Raw genomic sequence first — 21,714 nt, forward strand, 5'->3', positions numbered from 1 at the left:
TTTGAAGTAGAGGGGGCGCGGTGATCCGCGCCCCTTCGCATTTCGGGGGAACGATTCCATCCCTGACCCGTTGGACCCCCGAAGGTCCTCACCCGAACGACGGGCCTGTACTGATCCAATAGAAGAGGTATTTCCATGCTGAAGCAATTGCTTGGGACGGCTGCCGTTCTGTCCTTCGTTGCATCGGGCGCGTTCGCGCAGGCGACCGCCCCGGCGGATGGCACCGCTGCCGATCCCGCGACTGCGGATGTGGCCGCGCCCGGCGCCACCGCCACGACCGACGCGGCGGCGACCGACACCACCGCGACCACCGACGTTACCGCGACCACCGATGTGACCGCGACCGACACCGAGGCCACCGAGACCACCGAAGCGGATGCCACGGCGGGTGCGACCAGCACGATGGGCGTCGCCGGCGGCGGTCAGGTCGTCGTCGAGCAGGAAGAGCCGACGGTGAATGTCGAGGTGCCCCAGCCCGAGGTCAGCGTGCGCCAGGCTTCCCCGGAAGTGACGGTGGAACAGCCCGAGCCGACGGTGACGGTCACCCAGGCCCCGCCGCAGGTGAATGTCGAGCAGTGCGCCCCGACCATCACCGTGACGCAGGCGGAGCCGACCGTTCAGGTCAACATCCCGCAGCCGATCGTGTCGGTGTCGCTGCCCGACCCGGAAGTCACGATCGCCGACGCGCAGCCGATCGTCACGGTCGACACGCCCGAGCCCACCGTCCGGTTCATCAACCCCGAGCCGCAGGTGGCGATCGAAAGCGCCGAAGCCGAGGTCAACGTGACCGAGGCCGAGCCGCAGGTGAACGTCGCCCGGGCCGAATCCGCCCAGGTGGAAATCCGGCAGAACGAAGCCGCCGTTACCGTCGAGGAAACCGGCGAGGCGCAGGTCAGCGTGACCGAGGCCGAGCCGACCGTCAACGTGACCGAGGCGGGCGAGGCCCAGGTGGATGTCCAGACGCAGGAACCTGTGGTGGACGTGCAGGGTCAGACCGACACGGCGATGCCCGCGGCCGACACTGCGGCGACGACCGAAGCCGCGGCTGATGCCGAGGTCGATGCCGACGCTGATCCCGCGGCGGTCGTCGTGACCCCCGTGATGGCTACCGACGTCGTCGTCCGCGAAGGCTATGCAGCTGTGCCGGCTGGCGAAGTCACGGCCGAGGAACTGCAGGGCGCCCCGGTCTATGCGGCCGGCGACGAGCAGATCGGCGACATCAACGACGTCGTCGTGAGCGCGTCGGGTGACGTCGAGCAGGTCGTGGTCGGTGTCGGCGGCTTCCTGGGGATCGGTGAGCGCGACGTCGCCTACCCGTTCGACCAGGTGTCGCTGCAGCGCCGCGAGGACGGGTCGGACCTGCGTGCCTATGTCGGCACCACCGCCGACCAGGTCCAGAACCTGCCGGAATACGAAGCCGCCGAGTGACGGCTGCCCGGTAATCCGGCGCGCCACACGGCGCGGATGAGAAGACCAAGGGACCCCGCCGCGTGCGGGGTCTTTTGCGTTTCGGGCGGCCGCGCAGCGTGAACTTCCCGCCGGGCACGTTTCTTGGCGGGGCCGCCGCAATCCGCTTGACGCCCGGTTCCCCGCTGCGTAAACCCCCGGCACTCCGGCTGGCGTCGGAGGTGGTCTGCGGTTGTAGCTCAGTTGGTTAGAGTACCGGCCTGTCACGCCGGGGGTCGCGGGTTCGAGCCCCGTCAACCGCGCCACCACCTCATGCCAGTCGCGTCGATGCGCGGTTGTAGCTCAGTTGGTTAGAGTACCGGCCTGTCACGCCGGGGGTCGCGGGTTCGAGCCCCGTCAACCGCGCCATCCACCACTGCACCTTAACAGTCACCACCTTCCACAATCACCGTATTTCCAATGGCCCGGGTCTTTTCAACCGGGACCATATGCCTATGGTGAACCCCACGAGGGATGAGGATCAGCGATGTCGGGCGAGATCGATTTTGGCGGCATGATGCACCGGGCGATGCTGGGGCTGATCGCCGACGTCCTGCAGGGTGTCGCGGAAAACGGGCTGCCGGGCGAGCATCATTTCTTCATCACCTTCGACACCCGGGACGAGGGCGTGCAGATGGCCGACTGGCTGCGCGAGCGCTATCCCGAGGAGATGACCATCGTCATCCAGCACTGGTTCGAGAACCTGGAGGTCCGGGACGACGCGTTCACGATCACCCTGAACTTCGGCAACACGCCCGAACCGATGGTCATCCCGTTCGACGCGATCCGCACCTTTGTCGACCCGTCGGTCGAGTTCGGCCTGCGCTTCGAGACGCAGGAATCGGACGACGATGACGAGGACGGGCCCGAGGAAGCGCCCGAGGCTGCTGCCGCGGCCGAGGCCGAAAGCCCGCCGCCCGAGGGCGGGGCAGAGGTCGTCAGCCTGGACAAGTGGCGGAAATAGCCCGCCCACCGGACGAGTCACCCGGGCCCGTTCCCGGTCCTGCCGGACGCCGGTCGATTGCCAATTTCCGGGCGGGGACCTAGAACGCGGGAAACCGCGCACGAGGGGACCTGCCATGACCGACACCCGCACCGAAACCGACAGCTTCGGCCCGCTCGAGGTGCCGGCTGACAAGTACTGGGGCGCTCAGACCCAGCGCTCGATCCAGAACTTCCCGATCGGGTGGGAGCGTCAGCCCGTCGTGATCATCCGGGCCCTGGGCGTGATCAAGCAGGCCGCCGCGCAGGTGAACATGGCGACCGGCAAGCTGGACCGGCGCCTGGGCGAGGCGATGGTGCAGGCCGCATCCGAGGTCGTGGCCGGCCGCTTTGACGACAACTTTCCGCTGGTCGTCTGGCAGACCGGGTCGGGCACCCAGTCGAACATGAACGCCAACGAGGTGATCTCGAACCGGGCCATCGAGATCCTAGGCGGCGAGATGGGCAGCAAGACGCCCGTCCACCCGAACGATCACGTCAACATGGGCCAGTCGTCCAACGACACCTTCCCGACCGCGATGCACGTGGCGATCGGGATGATGGCGCGCGACACGCTGCTGCCCGGGCTGGACAAGCTGGCCGCCGCGCTGGAGGCGAAGAGCCACGAGTTCCGCGACATCATCAAGATCGGCCGGACCCATACGCAGGACGCGACGCCGCTGACGCTGGGGCAGGAATTTTCCGGCTACGCCCATCAGGTCCGCATGGGGATCGAGCGGGTGCGGCTGTGCCTGCCGCAGATCTACGAACTGGCGCAGGGCGGCACCGCCGTTGGCACCGGGCTGAACACGAAAAAGGGCTGGGATACCGCCATCGCGGCCGAGATCGCGCAGATCACCGACCTGCCGTTCGTCACCGCGCCCAACAAGTTCGAGGCGCTGGCCGCCCATGACGCGATGGTGTTCTTTTCCGGCGCGCTGAAGACGGTGGCGGCCAGCCTGTTCAAGATCGCCAACGACCTGCGGCTGCTGGGGTCGGGCCCGCGGTCCGGGCTGGGCGAGCTGATCCTGCCCGAGAACGAGCCGGGGTCGTCGATCATGCCTGGCAAGGTCAACCCGACCCAGGCCGAGGCGCTGACCATGGTCTGCGCGCATGTGATGGGCAACGACGCGGCGGTCGGGTTCGCCGGAAGCCAGGGCCATTTCGAGCTGAACGTCTATAACCCGATGATGTCCTACAACGTGCTGCAATCCATGCAGCTGCTGGGCGACGCGGCCGGGTCGTTCACTGACAACATGGTGGTGGGAACGCAGGCGAACACCGCGCGGATCGAAAAACTGATGAAGGAAAGCCTGATGCTGGTGACGGCGCTCGCCCCCACCATCGGCTATGACAACGCCACCAAGGTCGCCAAGACGGCACACAGGAACGGCACCACCCTGCGCGAGGAGGCGGTGCGCCTGGGCCTGGTGTCCGAGGAGGAGTTCGACCGCGTGGTCCGGCCCGAACTGATGATCGGGCCCGAGGACTGAGAGGCGGAGCGCGGTCGGGCGCAATGGCCGAGATCGTCAACCTGAGGCAGGCCCGCAAGGCCGCACAGCGGGACGCGAAGCGAAAGGCAGGCGACGAGAATGCCGCCCGCCATGGTCTGACACCCGCCGAACGCCGCGCGCAGCAGGTCGAGGCCGAGCGTGCCGCCCGGCATCTGGACCGGCATCGACGCGATCCGGCGACGGACGGTGACTCGGGTGACGGCTGACCCCGGCGGGGCGGGGGTGTCCCTGCCGCCGCTGACCCGACCGGTGAAGCGGTCGGTGACGCTGGATGGACATCCGACCTCGGTCAGCCTGGAGGATGCGTTCTGGACGGCGCTGCAGGACGAATCGCGGCGCCGGGGAATGACGCCGGCGCAGCTGATCTCGACCATCGACCATGCCCGCCCGCCCGAGGTGGGGCTGGCGACCGCGCTGCGGCTGTTCGTGCTGGCGCAGGCGCAGCTTGCACCGGTCCGCCCCCCCGACTAGAACACCGCGCACACCAGACACGCCCGTTCCACGAAGGACCGAACCATGGCAGGCCATTCCAAATGGGCCAACATTCAGCATCGCAAGGGCAAGCAGGACAAGCTGCGGTCCAAGCTGTTTTCCAAGCTGGCCAAGGAAATCACCGTCGCCGCCAAGATGGGCGACCCCGACCCTGAAAAGAACCCGCGGCTGCGTCTGGCCGTCAAGGAAGCCAAGGCCAATTCCGTCCCCAAGGACGTGATCGACCGCGCCATCAAGAAGTCGCAGGGCGGGGACGCGGAAAGCTATGACGAGATCCGCTACGAAGGCTATGGCCCGAATGGCGTTGCCATCATCGTCGAGGCGATGACCGACAACCGCAACCGCACCGCGTCGAACGTGCGGTCCTATTTCACCAAGAACGGCGGCGATCTGGGCCAGACCGGCAGCGTCGCGTTCATGTTCGACCGGGTGGGCGAGATCACCTATCCCGCCTCGGCCGGCGATGCGGACACGGTGATGATGGCGGCGCTGGAGGCGGGGGCCGAGGATGTCGAATCCGGCGAGGACGGCCACTGGATCTATTGCGCGGACACGGACCTGAACGACGTGTCGGCGGCGCTGGAGTCCAGTCTGGGCGAATCCGAGTCGGCCAAGCTGATCTGGAAGCCGCAGGCCCCGGCCGACGTCGACGATCTGGAAACCGCGCAGAAGCTGATGAAGCTGATCGAGACGCTCGAGGATGATGACGACGTCCAGAACGTCACCGCCAATTTCGACCTGACCGAAGAGGTGGCGGCCCAACTGGGCTGACGCCGCAGCGGGTCACCGCTCGGGCGGGGTCCAGTCGCTGGGCACGTCGCGCCGGGCAAGACGCAGCGCCAGGCCGGCGATCACGCCGACGCCGATCGCCACCGTCAGGTCGGCGAGCACCGTCAGCAGCAAGGTGAGCACCAGCAGCACCTGATCCGACCGCCGCCCGGCCAGCCGGGCCGGCCAGCGATGCGGCTCGGTCATGTTCCAGGCCGTCAGCATGAGCAACCCCGCCAGCGCCGGCATCGCCAGCCCGCCGGCCAGCGGCGCCGCGACCATCATCACCAGCAGCACGACCAGCGCATGGATCAGGCCGGCGACCGGGGTCCGGCCCCCGGCGCGGACGTTCGTCGCGGTGCGGGCGATGGCGCCGGTGGCGGGCAGCCCGCCGAACAGCGCCGATCCGATATTGGCCCAGCCCTGCGCCATCACCTCCGCGTTCGGGCGGTGGCTGCCGCCGATCATCCGGTCGGCGACCAGCGCCGACAGCAGCGACTCGATCCCCGCCAGGAACGCGATGACGAAGGCCGAGGGCAGAAGCTCGACCACCCGCGCCCAGCTGATGGCGGGCAGGCCGGGCATCGGCAGCCGGTCGGGCAGGGCGCCGAAGCGCGACCCGATCGTGTCGACGTCCAGCCCCAGCGTCAGCGCCGCCAGCGAGGTGGCGCCCACCGCAACGATCAGCCCCGGAAAGCGCGGAAACATGTGGCGCAGCAGGATCACACCGATGATCGTCCCCAGCCCGATCGCCAGCGCCGCGGCGCTGACACCACCCCGCGCGGCCCACAGGGCGCCGAGCTTGGGGATGAACTCTGCCGGGACATGGTCCATCCGCAACCCGAGCAGATCCGGCAGCTGGCTCGCCGCGATGATGATGCCGATCCCGATCGTGAACCCGTCGATGACCGGCTCGGGGACATAGGCGACCAGACCGCCCGCGCGCAGCACTCCCGCCGCCAGCAGGATCAGGCCCGCCATCAGCGTCGCCAGCACAAGCCCGTCGACGCCGTAGGCCGCGACCACGCCCGCGACCACCACGATGAACGCCCCGGTCGGCCCGCCGATCTGCACCCGGCTGCCCCCCAGCGCCGAGATCAGGAACCCACCGACGATCGCGGTCACCAGCCCCACCCCCGGCGGCACGCCCGAGGCGATGGCGATCGCCAGGCTCAGCGGGATGGCGACCATCGCCACCGTGATGCCGGCCAGCGTGTCGGCCATCAGGTCGGTGGCCCGATAGCCGGGCAGGGTGGACAGCAATTTGGGTTTCATCGACAAGGCCTCCGATGTGCGGCAGCTTTGCGCCGCGTCGGGGGCGCTGCAATGACAATTTCGGCCGCGGCGTCTTTGGGCTCGGGGCTTGCCGGGCTGGGAACCGGGCTATCGCTGATCGCGGCGATCGGCGCGCAGAACGCCTTCGTGCTGAAACAGGGGCTGCTGCGGCAGCATGTCCTGGCCGTGTGCCTGTTCTGCGCGGCGTCGGACGCCGTGCTGATCGCCGCGGGCGTCGCCGGTGCAGGCGCGCTTGCGAGCGGCGCGCCGTGGCTGCTGTCGGCCATGCGCTGGGGTGGCGCCGCGTTCCTGATCCTGTACGGCGCCCGATCCGCGCGGGCCGCCTGGCGTGGGGGCGAGACGCTGCAAGAGGCGGGTGCGGCAGCCCCGTCGCTGGCCGCCACCCTCGCCACCATCGCGGCGCTGACCTGGCTGAACCCGCATGTGTGGCTGGACACCGTCGTGCTGCTGGGGGCGGTATCGGCGACCCAGCCGGACCGCTTGGCCTTTGCGCTGGGCGGGATCAGCGGCTCGGTGCTGTTCTTCTTCGCCTTGGGCTATGGGGCGCGGCTGCTGGCGCCGCTGTTCGCCCGTCCGGTCGCCTGGCGCCTGCTGGACGCCGCGGTGGCGCTGGTGATGTGGGCCATCGCGGCCACATTGATCCTGACAGGGTAGCCCGGGCGCTTGCAACCCGGCGGCGGCCGGCGCAACAGGGCGCCATGGTCTCGGTCCCCATTCCCCTGAACGGCATGCCGCGTGCGCATCTGGCCGGCATCGCCTGGATGCTGTTCACCGGGGTCTGCTTCGTCGCGGTGAACGCCATCGTGCGATGGATCGGGTCGGATCTGCCGGCAGCGGAGTCGGCGTTCATCCGGTTTGCCTTCGGCCTGCTGTTCCTGGTGGCGCCGCTGCGGACCGCCCTGCGGGGCGGGTTTCCCCGGCCGGTCTGGGGCATGTTCCTGTTGCGCGGGGCGCTGCATGTCTGCGCGGTGCTGCTGTGGTTCTTTGCCATGGCCCGCATCACCGTGGCCGAGGTCACGGCGATCGGCTTTCTCAACCCGGTCATCGTCACGGCCGGCGCGGCGCTGTTCCTGGGCGAGCGGCTGGGCTGGCGGCGGATGGTCGCGATCGGGATGGCGCTGGTCGGGGCAGTGGTGGTGCTGCGGCCGGGGCTGCGGGAACTGCAGGCCGGTCATCTGGCCCAGCTGAGCGCGGCCTGCTTCTTCGGTGTCTCGTACCTGATCGCCAAGCGCCTGTCGGCGGTGGCGCCCGCCTCCGCAGTGGTGGCGATGATGTCGATGACGGTGGCGATCGGACTGGCGCCGCTGGCGGCGGCGGTCTGGGTGCCGCCGAGCGCCGCGCAGGTCGTGGCCCTGGCCGCGACCGCGATGTTCGCCACGCTGGGCCACTACGCGATGACCCGTGCCTTTGCCGCGGCGCCCCTGACCGTCACCCAGCCCTTCGTGTTCGTGCAACTGGTCTGGGCAAGCCTGCTGGGGATCGCGGTGTTCCACGAACCGCTGGACCCCTGGGTGCTGGTGGGCGGCGGGGTGATGATCGCCGCGGTCACCTGGATCACCTGGCGGGAATCGCAACTGCGCGCCTGACCGGCTCGCACGCCGGCTGCGCGACCGGTGCCGTGCGGCTGGCGCCAGGATCGGCCAGCCTGGCCAGAACGCCGGCCCGGGTCACCCGGCCACCGCCCTGCACAGGCAGCGTCTCGACCCGGCTCAGCGCCGCCATGACGTCGCGGGCCGCCATGTCCCGGGGCAGCGGCCGTCCCGGCGCATGGCCCGGTTCGGCCAGATCCGCCGCGGTCAGGATGGCCAGCGGGTTCATGTGGGCCACGAAGTCGCGGACATAGCTGTTCGCAGGATGGTGGATGATGTCGCGTGCGGTGCCGACCTGAACGATCCGCCCGCCCTCCATCAGCGCGATGCGGCTGCCCAGCTTGAACGCCTCGTCCAGGTCGTGGCTGACGAAGATGATGGTTCGCTGCTTGCGACCCTGCAGGTCCAGCAGATCATCCTGCAGCCGGGTGCGGATCAGCGGGTCGAGGGCCGAGAACGGCTCGTCCATCAGCAGGATCGGCGCCTCGGTCGCAAAGGCGCGGGCCAGCCCCACGCGCTGTTGCATGCCGCCCGACAGGTCGCCCACCCGCCGCTCGGCCCAGTCCGACAGGCCGACCAGCTTCAGCTGCGCGTCCACCTGCCGGCGCCGCTGCGCCCGGGATTGCCCGGCCAGTTCCAGCCCCAGCCCGACATTCTCGCGCACGCTGCGCCATGGCAGCAGGCCGAATTGCTGGAACACCATGGCCACGTGCTTCAGCCGCAGGTCGCGCAACAGCCGCCGGTCGGCATGGGTGACGTCGACCATGCCCGCGTCGGTGCGGACCTGGACGCGGCCGCGCACCACGGGGTTGAGCCCGTTCACGGCGCGCAGCAGCGTGGATTTTCCGGACCCGGACAGCCCCATCAGCACCAGCGTCTCGCCCTGCATGACAGTCAGGGAACAGTCGTGCACCCCCAGCGTCTGCCCGGTTTCCTCGCGGATCTCGCCGCGGTCCAGCCCCTGGTCCATCAGCGGCAGGGCGGCCGCAGGCCGATCCCCGAAGACGACCGAGACGCGGTCGAAGACGACGGCCTCGGTCATTTCGACCGCTCCAGGCTCAGCACCCGGTCGAGGATGATCGCCACCACGACGATCACGATTCCCGATTCGAACCCCAGCGCGGTGTTCACGGAATTGAGCGCCCGGACCACCGGGACGCCCAGCCCGGACGCCCCGACCAGCGCGGCGATGACGACCATCGACAGCGACAGCATGATGGTCTGGTTCAGCCCGGCCATGATCTGCGGCATCGCGCTGGGCAGCTCGACCTTCCACAGCAGCTGGTGCCGGGTGGCGCCGAAGGCGCGGGCCGCCTCGATCAGCGGGGTGGGGGTCGACACGATCCCCAGATGGGTCAGCCGGATCGGGGCGGGCAGGACAAAGATCACCGTGGCGATCAGCCCGGGCACCATGCCGATCCCGAAGAACACGATGGCGGGGATCAGATAGACGAAGCTCGGCAGCGTCTGCATCAGGTCCAGCACCGGCTGCATGACCCGGTACAGCCGCGGCCGATGCGCCGCCGCGATCCCGATGGGAACGCCGACCGCCATGCAGACCAGCCCGGCGGCCAGCACCAGGGTCAGCGACTGCATGGTCTCGTCCCAGTAGCCCTGGTTCAGGATGAACAGGAACCCCGCCCCGGTCAGCGCGCACATGGCGACGCTGCGCCGGGTCAGCCACGTCAGCGCCACCGCCAGTGCCGTGAACAGCAGCGGATGCGGCAGGTCCAGCGCCGCCTGGATGCCGCCGATCAGCGAGTCGAGGGCCGTGGCCGCCGCGTCGAACAGCGGCGCCCCGTGACCCTTCAGCCAGTCGAAGGCCAGCTTGGCGGTGTGCCCGACGGGGATCTTGTGATCGGTCAGCAGGTCTGTCAGCGGCTCCATCGGGCGGGGATCACTCGTTCAGCGCGGTGGTCAGCGCCGCCGCGGCATCGCCGCCATCGACCGTCGTCACCCCCTGCAGCCAGGGCTGCGCCGCGTCCGGGTTGCCCTGCAGCCATTCGCGCGCCGCGGCCGAGGGCTCCTGCCCGTCGGTCAGGATCTTTCCCATGACCTCGTTTTCCATCTCCAGGGTGAATTCGAGGTTCTGCAGGAACCGGCCGACATTCGGGCATTCCTCGACATAGCCGGCGCGGGTGTTCGTGCGCACTTCGGCCCCACCCAGATCGGGGCCGAAGATCTCGTCGCCGCCGGTCAGGTAGGTCATCTCGAACTGTGCGTTCATCGGGTGCGGCTCCCACCCCAGGAACACGATCGGGTCGCCCGTGCGGACCGCGCGCTCGACCTGGGCCAGCATCCCCTGTTCGGACGACTCCACCACCTCGAACGAACCCAGGCCGAACTTGTCCTGGGCAACCATGTCCAGCAGCAGCCGGTTGCCGTCGTTGCCCGGCTCGATCCCGTAGATCTTGCCGTCCAGCGCGTCCGCCTGCGCCGCGATCGCGGCAAAGTCGGTGATGCCCAGGTCGGCGCCCGCCTTGTTCGTCGCCAGCGTGTATTTCGCCCCGGTGAGATTGGTGCGCACGGTGTCAACGGTACCGGCGTCGCGATACGGGGCGATATCCGCCTCCATCGTGGGCATCCAGTTGCCAAGGAACACGTCCACGTCGCCCGTCGACAGCGCTGTGTAGGTCACCGGAAGGGACAGGACCTTGGTTTCGGTCTCGTATCCGAGCGCCTCGAGCACCGTCGTGGTGAGGGCGGTGGTGGCGGTGATGTCGCTCCACCCCACGTCGGCGAGGGTGACGGTGTGGCAGGCTTCCGGCTCGGAAGCGGCGGGCTCCGTCTGGGCACGGGCGGGCAGGGCGCCGAGCGTCGTTGCTGCGGTGGTCATCAGCAGCGCCACGGTCAGTGCAGAGCGGTAGGTCATCGATGGCCCGATCTTTTCTTGATTGACGAGTCAATAAAACGGGCCTAGACGGAATCGGTAGGCTACACCTGCCGGAGGTTTCGTCATGCCCAAGGTCGGCGTCGAACCTATCCGAAAGGCTGCGCTGATCAACGCCACAATTGATGCCGTCGGTCGCACCGGCTCGCTGGACGTGACCGTTGCACAGATCGCGCGCGAGGCGGGAATGTCGTCTGCGCTGGCGCACCACTACTTCGGATCCAAGGACCACATCTTTCTGGCCGCCATGCGTCACATCCTCTCACGCTTTGGTGAAGCGGTAAGGACGGCATTGCAGGATGCGGCGACGCCGCGCGAACGGGTCGAGGCGATCGTGCGCGAAAGCTTCGCCGGCGGCAATTTCGACCAGCGGACGGTATCGGCCTGGCTGAAATTCTATGCTCTGGCGTTGACAGATCCCCAGGCCGCGCGCCTGCTGCGGGTCTATCACCGGCGGATGCAGTCCAACCTGATTCACGCCCTGCGCCCCTTGGTGGGCGATCGCGCGCGGTTGCTGGCCGATCAACTGGGCGTGCTGATCGACGGGGCCTACCTGCGTGCGGTGCTGGACCCGCAGCTGGACCCCGACCGCGCCCGCCACCTGGTGGAACGACACGTCGGCGCGATGCTGGACTGAGGGCGCAACCCGCGGTTCCGGTCAGCGACCCAGCTTGCGCTGCACCTCCTCGAGGTCGACCGGCCCCTTGGGCGTCCCGTTGTCCGGGTCGTCGAAGTCATAGCGGAACAGCTGGAAGTCCTTCTTGTAGATCTCCCACATCAGGTGCCGCGAGAGATCGTCGAAATAAGCGCTGACCTTGTGCGCCCGTCGGGGTTCTATACCATTTCCCCTCATGCGTCGGTCGACGAGAACGCGCGCGCGCTGGCCGGTTTCCTGGGCGTCGATGCCGCGCTTGCCCGGCGGCTTGCCCTGACCGACGATCTTTTCGCCGACTGAGAGACAGGAGCTTTCATGACCACCCGCTATGACGACCAGAACATCTTTGCCCGCATGCTGCGCGGGGAAATTCCCAACGACACCGTGGCGGAAAACGACCACGCACTCGCCTTCCGCGACATCCGTCCGCAGGCGCCGGTCCACGTGCTGGTGATCCCCAAGGGGGCATATGTCAGCTATGACGATTTCGCGGCCAACGCGTCGGACGCCGAGATCGTCGGGTTCAACCGGCTGGTCGCGCAGGTGGCGCAGGCCGAGGGGCTGGCGCTGGCGCAAGGCGGCAAGGGGTTCCGCGCCATCTCCAACACCGGCGAGCATGGCGTGCAGGAGGTGCCGCATTTCCACATGCATCTGCTGGGCGGCCGCGGCATGGGGCGGATGCTCTCCCGCGACTGACCGACGGCCCTGCCAAGGCTGGTCGGCGTCGGGTCAGCCGGTCAGCTGGCGGAACACGTCTTCCAGGTGGGGCTGTTCGGTCTGCAGGTCGACCATCGGGACCCCAGCGCTGCGCAGCCGGTCGATAATCTGGTCCGCCTGCATCTGCAGTGGCGCATAGCGCAGCGCCAGTGTCCCGTCCGGACGGCGCTGCGTCGTGACCCCGTCGGGCAGCGGCGGCAGGTCGCCCGTCCAGTCGCCCGGGTCGATGACCAGCGTCTTGCCCTCGGCCCCGGCCAGCAGTTCGCGGGTGGTGTCGCGGGCCACGACCTCGCCGTGGTTGATGATGGCGATCTCGTCGCACATCTCCTGCGCCTCTTCCAGGTAGTGGGTGGTCAGGATGACGGTCATCCCGCGGGCGTTCAGCTTGCGGATGTTGTCCCACAGCATCTCGCGCAGCGCGATGTCCACACCGGCGGTCGGTTCGTCCAGCACCAGGATCTGCGGGCGGTGGACCAACGCCTTGGCCAGCAGCAGCCGGCGTTTCATCCCGCCCGACAGGTGGCGGCTGTAGCTGCCCGCCTGAGCCGTCAGGCCAACCAGTTCCAGGATCTCGTCGGTCCAGCGCTCGGATCGCGGCACGCCGTACAGCCCGGCCTGCACCTCGAGGCTGGCGCGCGGGGTGAAGAACGGGTCGATGTTCAGTTCCTGTGGCATCACCCCGATCGACGCGCGGGACTGGCGGGGGTTCACGTCCTGATCGAAGCCCCAGATGCTGACCCGGCCCGAGGTCTTGTTCACCAGACCCGCCATGATGTTGATGATCGTGGACTTGCCGGCCCCGTTCGGCCCCAGCAGGCCGAAGATGGACCCGGTCGGGATCGCCAGGTCGACGCCCTTCAGCGCCTCCTTCGGGGGGGATTGGCCGGCCGCGGCGTAGGTCTTGCGCAGCTGCGAGATGTCGATCGCATGGCGCGGCGTGCGGCGCGCGTCGGCAGCGAGTTGCGTGGCAGGCATGCGGGATCCAGTCTGGCGAGCCGTCTTGTCGGCCCGGTCGGGTTGGCTAGAATGGCCGCACCCTTAAACCGGGCTTTGCCCGCCTGCACAAGAGATGCCCATGGCCCATGCCACGCCGACGGATCAGTCGCTGTCCACCAACCAGGACGGCGAATCCGAGCTGCTGCCCGCGCCTGCGACCGAGGTCGTCACGACCTGGAAGGTCAGCTGCTCGGGCGACGAGTCGATGGGGATGGGGCATCCGCTGGTCTGGATGGCGATTTCCCCCGACATCGGCTGGGTCGACTGCGGCTATTGCGACAAGCGGTTCGTGGTCGACCGGGAGAAGGCCTTGGGCGGCCACTGATCCGGCCGGTCTGGCGCGGCGCGCGGTCAGGTGGCGGCGGGGATGCGGGCATGATCCGCGTCATGCCCGTCCTCGCGGATCTGCGGATCGGCGCAGCCGGTCGCCGGCGTCTCGATCTCCACGGTCGAGTGGCGGATGCCGAACCGGTCGGCAAGCCGTGACTTGACGGCAAAGCGGATCGCGTGCGGATCGGCGTCTTCGGCGATCAGCACGTGCATCTCGGCCGACAGCCGCCGTTCGTCGATCTGCCAGACATGCAGGTGGTGCAGGTCCAGCACGTCGGGCAGGTCGCATAGCGCCGACCGGATCGCGTCGTGATCGACATCCGCGGGGGCGCCCAGCATCAGCATCCGCAGGATCGGACCGATATCGCCGCGCAGGTGCCACAGGATCACCAGCGAGATCAGGATCGTCAGCAACGGGTCCGCGATCCGCCAGCCGAACCCCCAGATCAGCGCGCCGCCGACCAGCACCGCCACCGAAACGCCTGCATCGGCCAGGTTGTGCAGGAAGGCCGCGCGGACGTTCACGCTTTCCCTGGCCAGCCGCATCGTCAGCCACGCGGTGCCCAGATCCACCACCAGCGCCAGCCCGGCCAGCGCCATGACCAGCACACCGGCGACTGGCGGCGGATCGGCCAGCCGGCCGATCGCCTCGACCATCAGCCACAGGGACACCAGGATCAGGGCCAGATAGTTGACGAAGGCCGCCAGGATCTCGGCCCGACTCCAGCCGAAGCTCATGCCGGGGGTGGCGGCCCGCTGCGCCAGCTTGCGCGCGCCAAAGGCCAGGCCGAGCGCCAGCGCGTCGCTGAGATTGTGCACCCCGTCGGCAACTAGCGCCACCGAGCCGGCAATCTGACCGCCGACGATCTGGGCGAGCGTCAGGCCCAGGTTGATCAGGACCGCCCACAGCAGCGCCCGGTCACCCAGCTCCGCGGCGCCGTGGTCGTGCCCGGCATGCCCGTGCCCGGCATCAACGTGCCCGGCGTGATCGTGGCCGTTGGGCCCGGACGTAGGGGACGGCGCTGTCAATGCGCTTCCGCCCAGTTCGCGCCGTCGCCTGCATCGACGACCAGCGGGACGGACAGGTGGACGGCCGGGTCGGCGGCCGATTCCATGACCGCGCGCGCACGGTCGATCAGGGTCTGCACCGCGTCCTCGTCCGCCTCGAACACCAGTTCGTCGTGAACCTGCAGCAGCATCCGCGCCGGCAGGTCGGTGATCGCATCGTTCATCCGGATCATGGCGCGGCGGATGATGTCCGCCGCGGTGCCCTGGATCGGGGCGTTGATCGCGGCGCGGCGGGCACCGCCGGCGGCCGGGCCCGACTGGTTGATGCCGGGGGTGTTGATGCGCCGGCCGAACAGGGTCCGCACGAACCCGTCGCGCTTGGCGTTGCGCACGGTCTCGTCCATGTAGGCGCGGATCTCGGGGAAGCGCTGGAAGTAGGTGTCGATGAACGCCTGCGCCTCGGCCCGCGGAATCCGCAGGTTGCGAGCCAGTCCAAAGCCGGAGATGCCGTAGATCACGCCGAAATTGATCGCCTTGGCCTGGCGGCGGATCTGCGGGTCCATGCCCTCGATCGGCACGCCGAACATCTGGCTTGCGGTCATGGCGTGGATGTCGAGATTGTCCTTGAAGGCCTGCTTCAGTGCGGGGATCTCGGCGATATGCGCCAGGATGCGCAGTTCGATCTGCGAATAGTCCAGCGACACCAGCCGTTTTCCCGGCGGGGCCACGAACGCCTCGCGGATGCGGCGGCCTTCTTCGGTGCGGATCGGGATGTTCTGCAGGTTCGGATCGGTCGAGGCGAGCCGGCCGGTGCTGGCGCCCGCGATCGAATAGCTGGTGTGCACGCGGCCCGTGTCGGGATTGACGAAGGTGGGCAGCGCGTCGGTGTAGGTCGATTTGAGCTTTGACATCGCCCGCCAGTCCAGGATGCGGGCGGGCAGGTCGTGGCCCTCGGCGGCCAGATCCTCCAGCACGTCGGCGCTGGTCGACAGCGCGCCGGACTTCCCGGCCCTGCCGCCGGCCAGCCCCATCTGGCCGAACAGGATTTCGCCCAGCTGCCGGGGCGAACCCAGGTTGAACTTGCCGCCCGCAAGCTGGTGGGCCTCGTCCTCGAGCTGCGCCATCTTCTGGGCGAAGGCGCCCGACATCGCGCGCAGATGCTGGGTGTCGACCTGGATGCCGGCCATCTCCATGCCGGCCAGCACCTCGATCATCGGGCGCTCCATGGTCTCGTAGACGGTCGTCACCGCCGCCGCCGGCAGCTGCGGGCGAAAGATCTGCCACAGGCGCCAGGTGATCTCGGCATCCTCGGCGGCATAGCGGGTGGCGCGATCGATCGGGACCTGGGCAAAGGTGATCTGGCTGCGTCCGCTGCCGATCAGCTCCTTGATCGGCTGGCAACGGTGGCCGACATAGGTCTGCGCCAGTTCGTCCATGCCGTGATTGTGCAGGGCGGCGTTCAGCACATAGCTCATCAGCATGGTGTCATCGACCGGGGCCATGTGGATGCCGTGCCGGGCCAGCAGCTTCCAGTCGTACTTGGCGTTGTGCAGGATCTTCAGCACGGCGGGGTCTTCCAGCACCGGTTTGAGCAGCGCCAGCGCCTCGTCCATCTGCATCTGGCCGGTGGCACGGCTGCCGCCGCCGAACAGGTCCTGTTCGCCGGCCACATGGTTCAGCGGAATATAGGCGGCCATGCCGATCCCCGGGCAGATCGAGATGCCCACCAGTTCCGCCTGCATCTCGTCCAGGCTCGTCGTCTCGGTATCCAAGGCAACCATGCCCTGCTGACTGATCGCGTCCAGCCATGTGCGCAGGGCGTCCGCGTCGCGGATCGTGACATAGCCGTCGCAATCGACGGGGGGAAAGTCCGGCGCGGCCGGCGCCTCGGGGACTGGCGGCGGTGGTGCCACCTCGGGCAGGGGCGCCTTGAACCGTTCCGCCACCCGGTTGGTCAGGGTCCGGAACTCCATCTGGTTCAGGAACTCGATCAGCATGCCGGGCTCGGGTGCCCTGACCTCCAGGCTGTCCAGGGTGAAGTCCAGCGGCGTGTCGCAGTCCAGCTGCACGAGCCGGCGGGAGATGCGGATCTGTTCGGCATGGTCGATCAGGGTCTGCCGGCGCTTGGGCTGGCGGATCTCCTCGGCCCGGGCCAGCAGGCTCTCCAGATCGCCATATTCCTGGATCAGCTGGGCGGCGGTCTTGATGCCGATCCCCGGCGCGCCCGGCACGTTGTCGATGCTGTCGCCGGCAAGCGCCTGCACGTCGACCACCCGGTCGGGCGTGACGCCGAACTTCTCGAACACCTCGTCGGGTCCCAGCCGCTTGTTCTTGATCGGGTCCAGCATCTCGACGCCGTCGCCGACCAGCTGCATCAGGTCCTTGTCCGAACTGATGATCGTCACCCGCCCGCCGGCATTGCGCGCCTGGCAGGCCAGCGCCGCGATGATGTCGTCGGCCTCGTAGTCCACGATCTCGATGCAGGGCAGGTTGAAGGCCCGGGTCGCGTCGCGGGTCAGCGGGAATTGCGGCTTCAGATCGTCGGGCGGGGCCGGGCGGTTCGCCTTGTAGTCACCGTAGATCTCGTTGCGGAAGGTCTTGGCCGAATGATCGAAGATCACCGCCGCATGGGTCGGCGCCTCGGCGCCCTTGGCGTCCTCGATGTATTTCCAGATCATGTTGCAGAACCCGGCCACGGCCCCGATCGGCAGCCCGTCGGATTTCCGCGTCAGCGGTGGCAGCGCGTGATAGGCGCGAAAGATGAAGGCCGATCCGTCGATCAGGTGCAGGTGGCTACCCTTGCCGAAACTGCCGTCGCTCGCCATCGCTCTCACCCTTCTGCATGCCGGGCCGTTCTGCCACGGGACGGTTTCAGGCGCAAAGGGGACGGGTGGTCAGCCGAGCGAGACGTCCAGGAACAGCATCAGCACCAGCCCGATGGCCAGCCCCAGGGTGGCGCGGTTCTGATGCCCAGACCGGTGGGTTTCCGGGATGATCTCGTGGCTGATCACGTACAGCATCGCGCCGGCCGCAAAGCCCAGCCCCCAGGGCAGCAACGGCTCGGACACCGACACCAGCGCCGCCCCCAGCAGGCCGCCGACCGGTTCGACCATCCCGGTCAGCGCCGCGATCGATACCGCCCGAACGCGCGAATAGCCTTCGCCGGTCAGGGCGACTGCGACCGCCAGGCCTTCCGGGACGTTCTGCAGGCCGATTCCGATCGCCAGCGGCAGGCCGCCCTCCCAGCCGCCGGCGCCGAAGCCCACCCCGACCGACAGGCCCTCGGGGAAGTTGTGGATCGTGATCGCGATCACGAACAGCCAGACCCGGCGCAGCGCCACCGCCTCGGGGCCTTCCCGGCCCATCCGGAAATGTTCGTGGGGCAGTTTCTCGTTCATCAGGTGGATGACGCCCATCCCCAGCAGGATCGCGGCACAGACGATCAGCGCCGGCAGCGGACCCTCGCCAAGCCGTGTCTCGGCCGCGACAAGGCCGGGGATGATCAGGGAAAAGAACGAGGCCGCGAGCATCACGCCGGCGGCAAAGCCAAGCGCCATGTCGCGAAAGCTGCGGGTAAACTGGCGTCCGACCAGCACCGGCAGCGCACCGAGCGCGGTGCAGCCCCCCGCGACGAGGCTGCCGAGAAAGCCCAGCATGGCAGGCGACAGATCGGTCATGCTGCGTCGTTCCCTTGCGTCACCGGGGCAGGGTGCCGCGGCGCCGCGACCCTATGCCGGTGCAGGGACGGCCGGCAACACCCCGCCTGCAGCAGCAAACGAGGCGCGCCTTGCAAGGGCGAAGCCGCCAAGTCAGATCGCGGCGCTGTGCCGGCCGCTGTCGACCTGGTAGGCATCGAACATCTGGGCGATCATCCGGGTCAGCGGCCGGCCTTGCGGGGTGATCCGCAGCCCTGCGGCGTCCGCGTGCACCATGTCGCCGAACCGGTCGACGACGGGGCGGAACAGGTCCTGCAGGGTCGCCGCCGACAACCCGTGATCGCGCGTGAATTCCTCGGCGCTGATCGCAAAGTCGCACATCAGCGCCTCGATCATCCGCGCCCGCCAGATGTCCTCGGCGCTGAAGGCGTGGCCGCGGGTGACCGAGAACCGGCCTTCGCGGATCGCTTTGACATGCGCGCCGGTAGCCGGGGCGTTCTGGGCGTAGCCCTGCGGAAAGCGCGAGATCGACGAGGCCCCCATCCCGACCAGCACCTGCGCCTGATCGTCGGTATAGCCCTGGAAATTGCGGCGCAGCAGCCCCGCCTTCTGCGCAACGGCCAACCCGTCGCCGGGACGCGCGAAATGATCGATACCGATCTCGTCATAGCCATCGGCGACCAGAAGATCGCGCGCGACCTGGAACAGTTCCAGCCGCGCATTGGCGTCCGGCAGCGCCGCCTCGGGGATCATGACCTGGCGCTTGGCCATCCACGGCACGTGGGCATAGCCGTAAAGCGCGATCCGGTCGGGCGACAGGGCCATCAGCTTCTGCACCGATTCCGCGATGCGTTGCGGGGTCTGGTGGGGCAGCCCGTAAAGGATGTCGGCGTTCAGCGACCGAATGCCGCGGTCGCGGATCATCCGGGCGGCCTGGGCCGTCACCTCATAGCTCTGGTCGCGGCCGATGGTCTTCTGGATGGCGGGGTCGAAATCCTGCACCCCGATGCTGGCGCGGGTCAGCCCCGCCTCGGCAAGGGCGTCCATGCGTGCGTCGTCGATCTCGTTCGGGTCGATCTCGACCGAGAACTCGGCCCCCTCGGCCAGCGGAAAGGCGTCGAACACCGCGCCTGCGACGCGCCGCATCATGTCGGGCGGCATCAGCGTCGGCGTCCCGCCACCCCAGTGCAGCCGCGACAGCCGGATTCCGGGGGCAAGGTTCGCCTTCAGCAGCTCCAGCTCGGCCAGCAGGATGTCGGCATAGGCGCGCACCGGTTCGTCCGACTGCGTCCCCTGCGTCCGGCAGGCGCAGAACCAGCACAGCCGCCTGCAGAACGGCACGTGCATGTACAGCGAGATCGCCGCGCCCTCGGGGATCGACTGCACCCACTGGGTGAAATCGGCGGGCCCGATGGCGGGCTTGAAATGCGGCGCCGTGGGATAGCTCGTGTACCGCGGCACGCGGGCGTCGAACAGGCCAAGGCGGGTGAGTTGCGATTCCTTTTCCATGATCGTAGCGTGTCGCATTCCAGACGCGGGCGTTCCTTGATGCAAGTCAATCTGCTTTCGCCGGATCAGGATACCCGATTGCACGGGTCCTGCCCGGACTGTCCGGTCCGCCACCAGGCGATCTGTTCCACCTGCAACGCGCCGGAACTGCGCAGGCTTGAGCACGCCCGCTACGACCGCCGGTACGAGGCAGGGCAGGTGATCGTCTGGGCGGGCGACCGGCTGGATTTCGTCGCCTCGGTCGTTTCGGGCGTGGCGACCATGTCGCACACGCTCGAAGACGGGCGCACCCAGATGGTCGGGCTGCTGCAGGCCTCGGATTTCCTGGGCCGCCCGCATCGCGAGCGGACGCCCTATACCGTGACCGCGGTCACCGACGTCGTGCTGTGCTGTTTCCGCCGCAAGCCCTTCGAAGAGGTGATGGCGGCGTCGCCAGCCCTGTCCGCGCAGATGCTGGACCGGACGCTGGACGAACTGGACGCGTCGCGCGAATGGCTGCTGCTCCTGGGGCGCAAGTCGGCGCGGGAGAAATTCGCGTCGCTGCTGGTGATCCTGGCCCGGCGTGAGGTCGGCGGCCCGCAGGCCAGCCCCGGCGGCGAACTGCAGATCGACCTGCCGCTGACCCGCGACATGATGGCCGATTACCTGGGCCTGTCGCTGGAAACCGTCAGCCGCCAGGTGTCGGCGTTGCGCCGGGACGGGATCATCCGGCTGAACGGCAACCGGACGGTGATCGTCCAGGACTACGCCGCGCTGCTCACGGCAAGCGGCGAGACGGATGCCGATGGCGGCCCGCTGAGCTGACCGGGCGCGGCAAGGGCGGGCGCCGGCCGCCCGCCCCGCGGTACCTCTCGCTCCGATCAGCGCGCCAGCAGCAGCGGCAGGGTCGCCCGTTCCAGCATGTAGCGCGTCGCGCCGCCCATGATCGCCTCGCGCAGCCGGGAATGGCTGTAGGCGCCCATCACGATGAGATCCGCGCCGGTCTCGGCGGCCCGATGGTTCAGCATCTCGGACACGGTCGGCAGGGTCTTGGCCAGCACCGCGATGTCACAGTGAACCCCGTGCCGGGTCAGCATCTGGCACAGCGCGCCGCCAGGGTCCGATCCTTCGGGGGAATGCGGTGAGGGATCGACGACCACGATTTCCACCGCCTCGGCCGCCTTGAGAAACGGCAGGGCCAGCCGCACGGCCTGCAACGCCTCGTCCGACTGGTTCCAGCCGATCGCCACGCGGCGGCCCATCCGTTCGATCGCGTCGCCGTTGCGCGGCACGACCAAGACCGGGCAGCCGCCCTCGAACAGCGCAGCCTCGACCGCGGCTTCGGCGTCCGCCGGGGCATGGGGTCCGTAAGGCTGGGGCAGCACCGCGAGGTCGGCGAAACGGGCGCGCTGCGCGACAAGCGCCGACACGCCGCCCAACTGCGCGACACCGGACTGCACGCCCCACCGCACGTCCTCGGCGGTCAGGCGGTCGCGGATGCGGTGCTCCATCGCTTCGGCCGAGGCCATCGCGCGGTCGATCGCCTCCTGGAACACATAGGCCGAAGCGCCGGCATAGTAGTAGCCGGTTTGGGTGTGATCCACGGCCAGACAGAAGACGTCGAGATGCGCATCCTCGCGCCGGGCCAGCGCCACGGCCGCGTCCAGATGGCTGCCGGAGCCGTCGCCGGTCATCACGGTGACGATTGTCTTGTAGCCCATGTGGTCCCCCATTGTTGAGCAGCGTCCGCCGCCGGTCCTGTGTCGGCAGGGTGGCACCCGCGCGACGTTCTGTCACGCAAACGCATATACAGTTGCCGATCGTCCGCGTTTGACGCAAATCAAAGAGGTCCGCGGGCACGCCGCCGTAAGCCCGTCGGGTCATATCC

Annotated in this window: 23 protein-coding genes and 2 tRNA genes; 14 read left to right on the forward strand and 11 right to left on the reverse strand. The window is 68.6% G+C overall.

The genetic code is table 11. The annotated features are described in order from the left end of the window. Positions 1 to 135 precede the first annotated feature (135 nt). The 8 genes from Q0938_RS08280 (at position 136) to Q0938_RS08315 (ending at position 5,204) form a co-directional block, all read left to right on the forward strand. Positions 136 to 1,428, forward strand: coding sequence for a PRC-barrel domain-containing protein (locus tag Q0938_RS08280; RefSeq protein ID WP_299360890.1), 1,293 nt, complete (start codon positions 136 to 138; stop codon positions 1,426 to 1,428). Positions 1,429 to 1,635: 207 nt separating this feature from the next. Beyond that, a tRNA-Asp gene (locus tag Q0938_RS08285) sits at positions 1,636 to 1,712 on the forward strand. Between the two features lie 26 nt (positions 1,713 to 1,738). Further along, positions 1,739 to 1,815 (forward strand) — tRNA-Asp (locus tag Q0938_RS08290). A gap of 118 nt (positions 1,816 to 1,933) precedes the next feature. Further along, positions 1,934 to 2,410 (forward strand): ClpXP protease specificity-enhancing factor SspB, encoded by a 477-nt coding sequence (locus Q0938_RS08295; protein WP_299360892.1) that lies wholly within the window; start codon positions 1,934 to 1,936, stop codon positions 2,408 to 2,410. 115 nt (positions 2,411 to 2,525) lie between these two features. After that, on the forward strand, positions 2,526 to 3,920 hold the full coding sequence (fumC, locus tag Q0938_RS08300) for a class II fumarate hydratase (RefSeq protein WP_299360894.1): 1,395 nt from the start codon (positions 2,526 to 2,528) through the stop codon (positions 3,918 to 3,920). 23 nt (positions 3,921 to 3,943) lie between these two features. Beyond that, positions 3,944 to 4,147: a DUF4169 family protein gene (locus Q0938_RS08305; protein ID WP_299360896.1), complete on the forward strand. Its 204-nt coding sequence runs from the start codon at positions 3,944 to 3,946 to the stop codon at positions 4,145 to 4,147. Next, the gene (locus Q0938_RS08310; RefSeq protein WP_299360897.1) at positions 4,137 to 4,412 is read left to right on the forward strand and encodes a ribbon-helix-helix domain-containing protein; all 276 of its coding nucleotides are present in this window, start codon (positions 4,137 to 4,139) and stop codon (positions 4,410 to 4,412) included. Before Q0938_RS08305 ends, Q0938_RS08310 begins: the two co-directional genes overlap by 11 nt. Before the next feature lie 45 nt (positions 4,413 to 4,457). Next, positions 4,458 to 5,204 (forward strand): YebC/PmpR family DNA-binding transcriptional regulator, encoded by a 747-nt coding sequence (locus tag Q0938_RS08315; RefSeq protein ID WP_299360898.1) that lies wholly within the window; start codon positions 4,458 to 4,460, stop codon positions 5,202 to 5,204. A 12-nt stretch (positions 5,205 to 5,216) separates the two neighbouring features. On the opposite strand, the gene Q0938_RS08320 is transcribed toward Q0938_RS08315, so the two are convergent. Beyond that, the gene (locus tag Q0938_RS08320) at positions 5,217 to 6,476 is read right to left on the reverse strand and encodes a SulP family inorganic anion transporter (protein ID WP_299360899.1); all 1,260 of its coding nucleotides are present in this window, start codon (positions 6,474 to 6,476) and stop codon (positions 5,217 to 5,219) included. Positions 6,477 to 6,551: 75 nt separating this feature from the next. On the opposite strand from Q0938_RS08320, the gene Q0938_RS08325 reads away from it, so the two are divergent. Further along, entirely contained in the window at positions 6,552 to 7,151 is a 600-nt protein-coding gene (locus Q0938_RS08325) for a LysE/ArgO family amino acid transporter (RefSeq protein ID WP_299361162.1), read from the forward strand. Positions 7,152 to 7,195: 44 nt separating this feature from the next. Continuing rightward, the gene (locus Q0938_RS08330; RefSeq protein WP_299360900.1) at positions 7,196 to 8,083 is read left to right on the forward strand and encodes a DMT family transporter; all 888 of its coding nucleotides are present in this window, start codon (positions 7,196 to 7,198) and stop codon (positions 8,081 to 8,083) included. Here Q0938_RS08330 and choV read toward each other — a convergent pair. Genes choV through choX form a run of 3 tightly spaced genes read right to left on the reverse strand, consistent with a single transcriptional unit; the run spans position 8,052 to position 10,958 of the window. After that, positions 8,052 to 9,128, reverse strand: coding sequence for a choline ABC transporter ATP-binding protein (gene choV, locus Q0938_RS08335; protein WP_299360901.1), 1,077 nt, complete (start codon positions 9,126 to 9,128; stop codon positions 8,052 to 8,054). The genes Q0938_RS08330 and choV overlap by 32 nt on opposite strands. After that, positions 9,125 to 9,973, reverse strand: a complete 849-nt coding sequence (gene choW, locus Q0938_RS08340; protein WP_299360902.1) for a choline ABC transporter permease subunit — start codon at positions 9,971 to 9,973, stop codon at positions 9,125 to 9,127. The genes choV and choW overlap by 4 nt, the downstream gene beginning before the upstream one ends. 10 nt (positions 9,974 to 9,983) lie before the next feature. After that, a complete protein-coding gene (choX, locus tag Q0938_RS08345; RefSeq protein ID WP_299360903.1) occupies positions 9,984 to 10,958 on the reverse strand; it encodes a choline ABC transporter substrate-binding protein in 975 nt (324 codons plus the stop codon). A gap of 85 nt (positions 10,959 to 11,043) precedes the next feature. Between choX and betI the strand changes: the two genes are divergently transcribed. Continuing rightward, positions 11,044 to 11,613 (forward strand): transcriptional regulator BetI, encoded by a 570-nt coding sequence (gene betI / locus Q0938_RS08350; RefSeq protein ID WP_299360904.1) that lies wholly within the window; start codon positions 11,044 to 11,046, stop codon positions 11,611 to 11,613. A 21-nt stretch (positions 11,614 to 11,634) separates the two neighbouring features. Here betI and Q0938_RS08355 read toward each other — a convergent pair whose 3' ends face one another. Continuing rightward, entirely contained in the window at positions 11,635 to 11,829 is a 195-nt protein-coding gene (locus Q0938_RS08355; RefSeq protein WP_299361183.1) for a hypothetical protein, read from the reverse strand. A 117-nt stretch (positions 11,830 to 11,946) separates the two neighbouring features. Between Q0938_RS08355 and Q0938_RS08360 the strand changes: the two genes are divergently transcribed. After that, on the forward strand, positions 11,947 to 12,327 hold the full coding sequence (locus Q0938_RS08360; RefSeq protein WP_299360906.1) for a histidine triad nucleotide-binding protein: 381 nt from the start codon (positions 11,947 to 11,949) through the stop codon (positions 12,325 to 12,327). Positions 12,328 to 12,360: 33 nt separating this feature from the next. Here the strand turns inward: Q0938_RS08360 and Q0938_RS08365 are convergent, their stop codons facing one another. Next, positions 12,361 to 13,323 (reverse strand): ABC transporter ATP-binding protein, encoded by a 963-nt coding sequence (locus Q0938_RS08365; protein ID WP_299360907.1) that lies wholly within the window; start codon positions 13,321 to 13,323, stop codon positions 12,361 to 12,363. A 163-nt stretch (positions 13,324 to 13,486) separates the two neighbouring features. Between Q0938_RS08365 and Q0938_RS08370 the strand changes: the two genes are divergently transcribed. After that, the gene (locus Q0938_RS08370; RefSeq protein WP_299361165.1) at positions 13,487 to 13,669 is read left to right on the forward strand and encodes a zinc-finger domain-containing protein; all 183 of its coding nucleotides are present in this window, start codon (positions 13,487 to 13,489) and stop codon (positions 13,667 to 13,669) included. Positions 13,670 to 13,695: 26 nt separating this feature from the next. Here the strand turns inward: Q0938_RS08370 and Q0938_RS08375 are convergent, their stop codons facing one another. From Q0938_RS08375 to hemN, 4 genes are all read right to left on the reverse strand, one after another. Beyond that, a complete protein-coding gene (locus tag Q0938_RS08375) occupies positions 13,696 to 14,703 on the reverse strand; it encodes a cation diffusion facilitator family transporter (RefSeq protein WP_299360909.1) in 1,008 nt (335 codons plus the stop codon). After that, positions 14,700 to 17,507: a DNA polymerase I gene (gene polA / locus Q0938_RS08380; protein WP_299360910.1), complete on the reverse strand. Its 2,808-nt coding sequence runs from the start codon at positions 17,505 to 17,507 to the stop codon at positions 14,700 to 14,702. The genes Q0938_RS08375 and polA overlap by 4 nt, the downstream gene beginning before the upstream one ends. A gap of 69 nt (positions 17,508 to 17,576) precedes the next feature. Next, positions 17,577 to 18,359, reverse strand: a complete 783-nt coding sequence (locus Q0938_RS08385; protein ID WP_299360911.1) for a ZIP family metal transporter — start codon at positions 18,357 to 18,359, stop codon at positions 17,577 to 17,579. Positions 18,360 to 18,491: 132 nt separating this feature from the next. Further along, positions 18,492 to 19,847 (reverse strand): oxygen-independent coproporphyrinogen III oxidase, encoded by a 1,356-nt coding sequence (hemN, locus tag Q0938_RS08390; protein ID WP_299360912.1) that lies wholly within the window; start codon positions 19,845 to 19,847, stop codon positions 18,492 to 18,494. Between the two features lie 39 nt (positions 19,848 to 19,886). Between hemN and fnrL the strand changes: the two genes are divergently transcribed. Next, entirely contained in the window at positions 19,887 to 20,651 is a 765-nt protein-coding gene (fnrL, locus tag Q0938_RS08395) for a transcriptional regulator FnrL (protein ID WP_299360913.1), read from the forward strand. Between the two features lie 56 nt (positions 20,652 to 20,707). Here the strand turns inward: fnrL and Q0938_RS08400 are convergent, their stop codons facing one another. Continuing rightward, complete coding sequence (locus tag Q0938_RS08400) at positions 20,708 to 21,547, reverse strand: universal stress protein (protein ID WP_299360915.1); 840 nt, start codon at positions 21,545 to 21,547, stop codon at positions 20,708 to 20,710. Between the last annotated feature and the right edge of the window lie 167 nt (positions 21,548 to 21,714).

This window comes from uncultured Paracoccus sp. (assembly GCF_947496875.1).
Classification (GTDB): domain Bacteria; phylum Pseudomonadota; class Alphaproteobacteria; order Rhodobacterales; family Rhodobacteraceae; genus Paracoccus.

Bases quoted from the DNA above. Each gene is read 5' to 3' on its own strand.
- Q0938_RS08295 (WP_299360892.1), top strand. From the start codon at position 1,934: ATGTCGGGCGAGATCGATTTTGGCGGCATGATGCACCGGGCGATGCTG.
- Q0938_RS08400 (WP_299360915.1), bottom strand. From the start codon at position 21,547: ATGGGCTACAAGACAATCGTCACCGTGATGACCGGCGACGGCTCCGGC.
- Q0938_RS08305 (WP_299360896.1), top strand. From the start codon at position 3,944: ATGGCCGAGATCGTCAACCTGAGGCAGGCCCGCAAGGCCGCACAGCGG.
- hemN (WP_299360912.1), bottom strand. From the start codon at position 19,847: ATGGAAAAGGAATCGCAACTCACCCGCCTTGGCCTGTTCGACGCCCGC.
- Q0938_RS08365 (WP_299360907.1), bottom strand. From the start codon at position 13,323: ATGCCTGCCACGCAACTCGCTGCCGACGCGCGCCGCACGCCGCGCCAT.
- Q0938_RS08360 (WP_299360906.1), top strand. From the start codon at position 11,947: ATGACCACCCGCTATGACGACCAGAACATCTTTGCCCGCATGCTGCGC.
- choX (WP_299360903.1), bottom strand. From the start codon at position 10,958: ATGACCTACCGCTCTGCACTGACCGTGGCGCTGCTGATGACCACCGCA.
- Q0938_RS08320 (WP_299360899.1), bottom strand. From the start codon at position 6,476: ATGAAACCCAAATTGCTGTCCACCCTGCCCGGCTATCGGGCCACCGAC.
- fnrL (WP_299360913.1), top strand. From the start codon at position 19,887: ATGCAAGTCAATCTGCTTTCGCCGGATCAGGATACCCGATTGCACGGG.
- Q0938_RS08280 (WP_299360890.1), top strand. From the start codon at position 136: ATGCTGAAGCAATTGCTTGGGACGGCTGCCGTTCTGTCCTTCGTTGCA.
- fumC (WP_299360894.1), top strand. From the start codon at position 2,526: ATGACCGACACCCGCACCGAAACCGACAGCTTCGGCCCGCTCGAGGTG.
- Q0938_RS08330 (WP_299360900.1), top strand. From the start codon at position 7,196: ATGGTCTCGGTCCCCATTCCCCTGAACGGCATGCCGCGTGCGCATCTG.
- choW (WP_299360902.1), bottom strand. From the start codon at position 9,973: ATGGAGCCGCTGACAGACCTGCTGACCGATCACAAGATCCCCGTCGGG.
- Q0938_RS08355 (WP_299361183.1), bottom strand. From the start codon at position 11,829: ATGAGGGGAAATGGTATAGAACCCCGACGGGCGCACAAGGTCAGCGCT.
- Q0938_RS08315 (WP_299360898.1), top strand. From the start codon at position 4,458: ATGGCAGGCCATTCCAAATGGGCCAACATTCAGCATCGCAAGGGCAAG.
- betI (WP_299360904.1), top strand. From the start codon at position 11,044: ATGCCCAAGGTCGGCGTCGAACCTATCCGAAAGGCTGCGCTGATCAAC.
- Q0938_RS08385 (WP_299360911.1), bottom strand. From the start codon at position 18,359: ATGACCGATCTGTCGCCTGCCATGCTGGGCTTTCTCGGCAGCCTCGTC.
- polA (WP_299360910.1), bottom strand. From the start codon at position 17,507: ATGGCGAGCGACGGCAGTTTCGGCAAGGGTAGCCACCTGCACCTGATC.
- choV (WP_299360901.1), bottom strand. From the start codon at position 9,128: ATGACCGAGGCCGTCGTCTTCGACCGCGTCTCGGTCGTCTTCGGGGAT.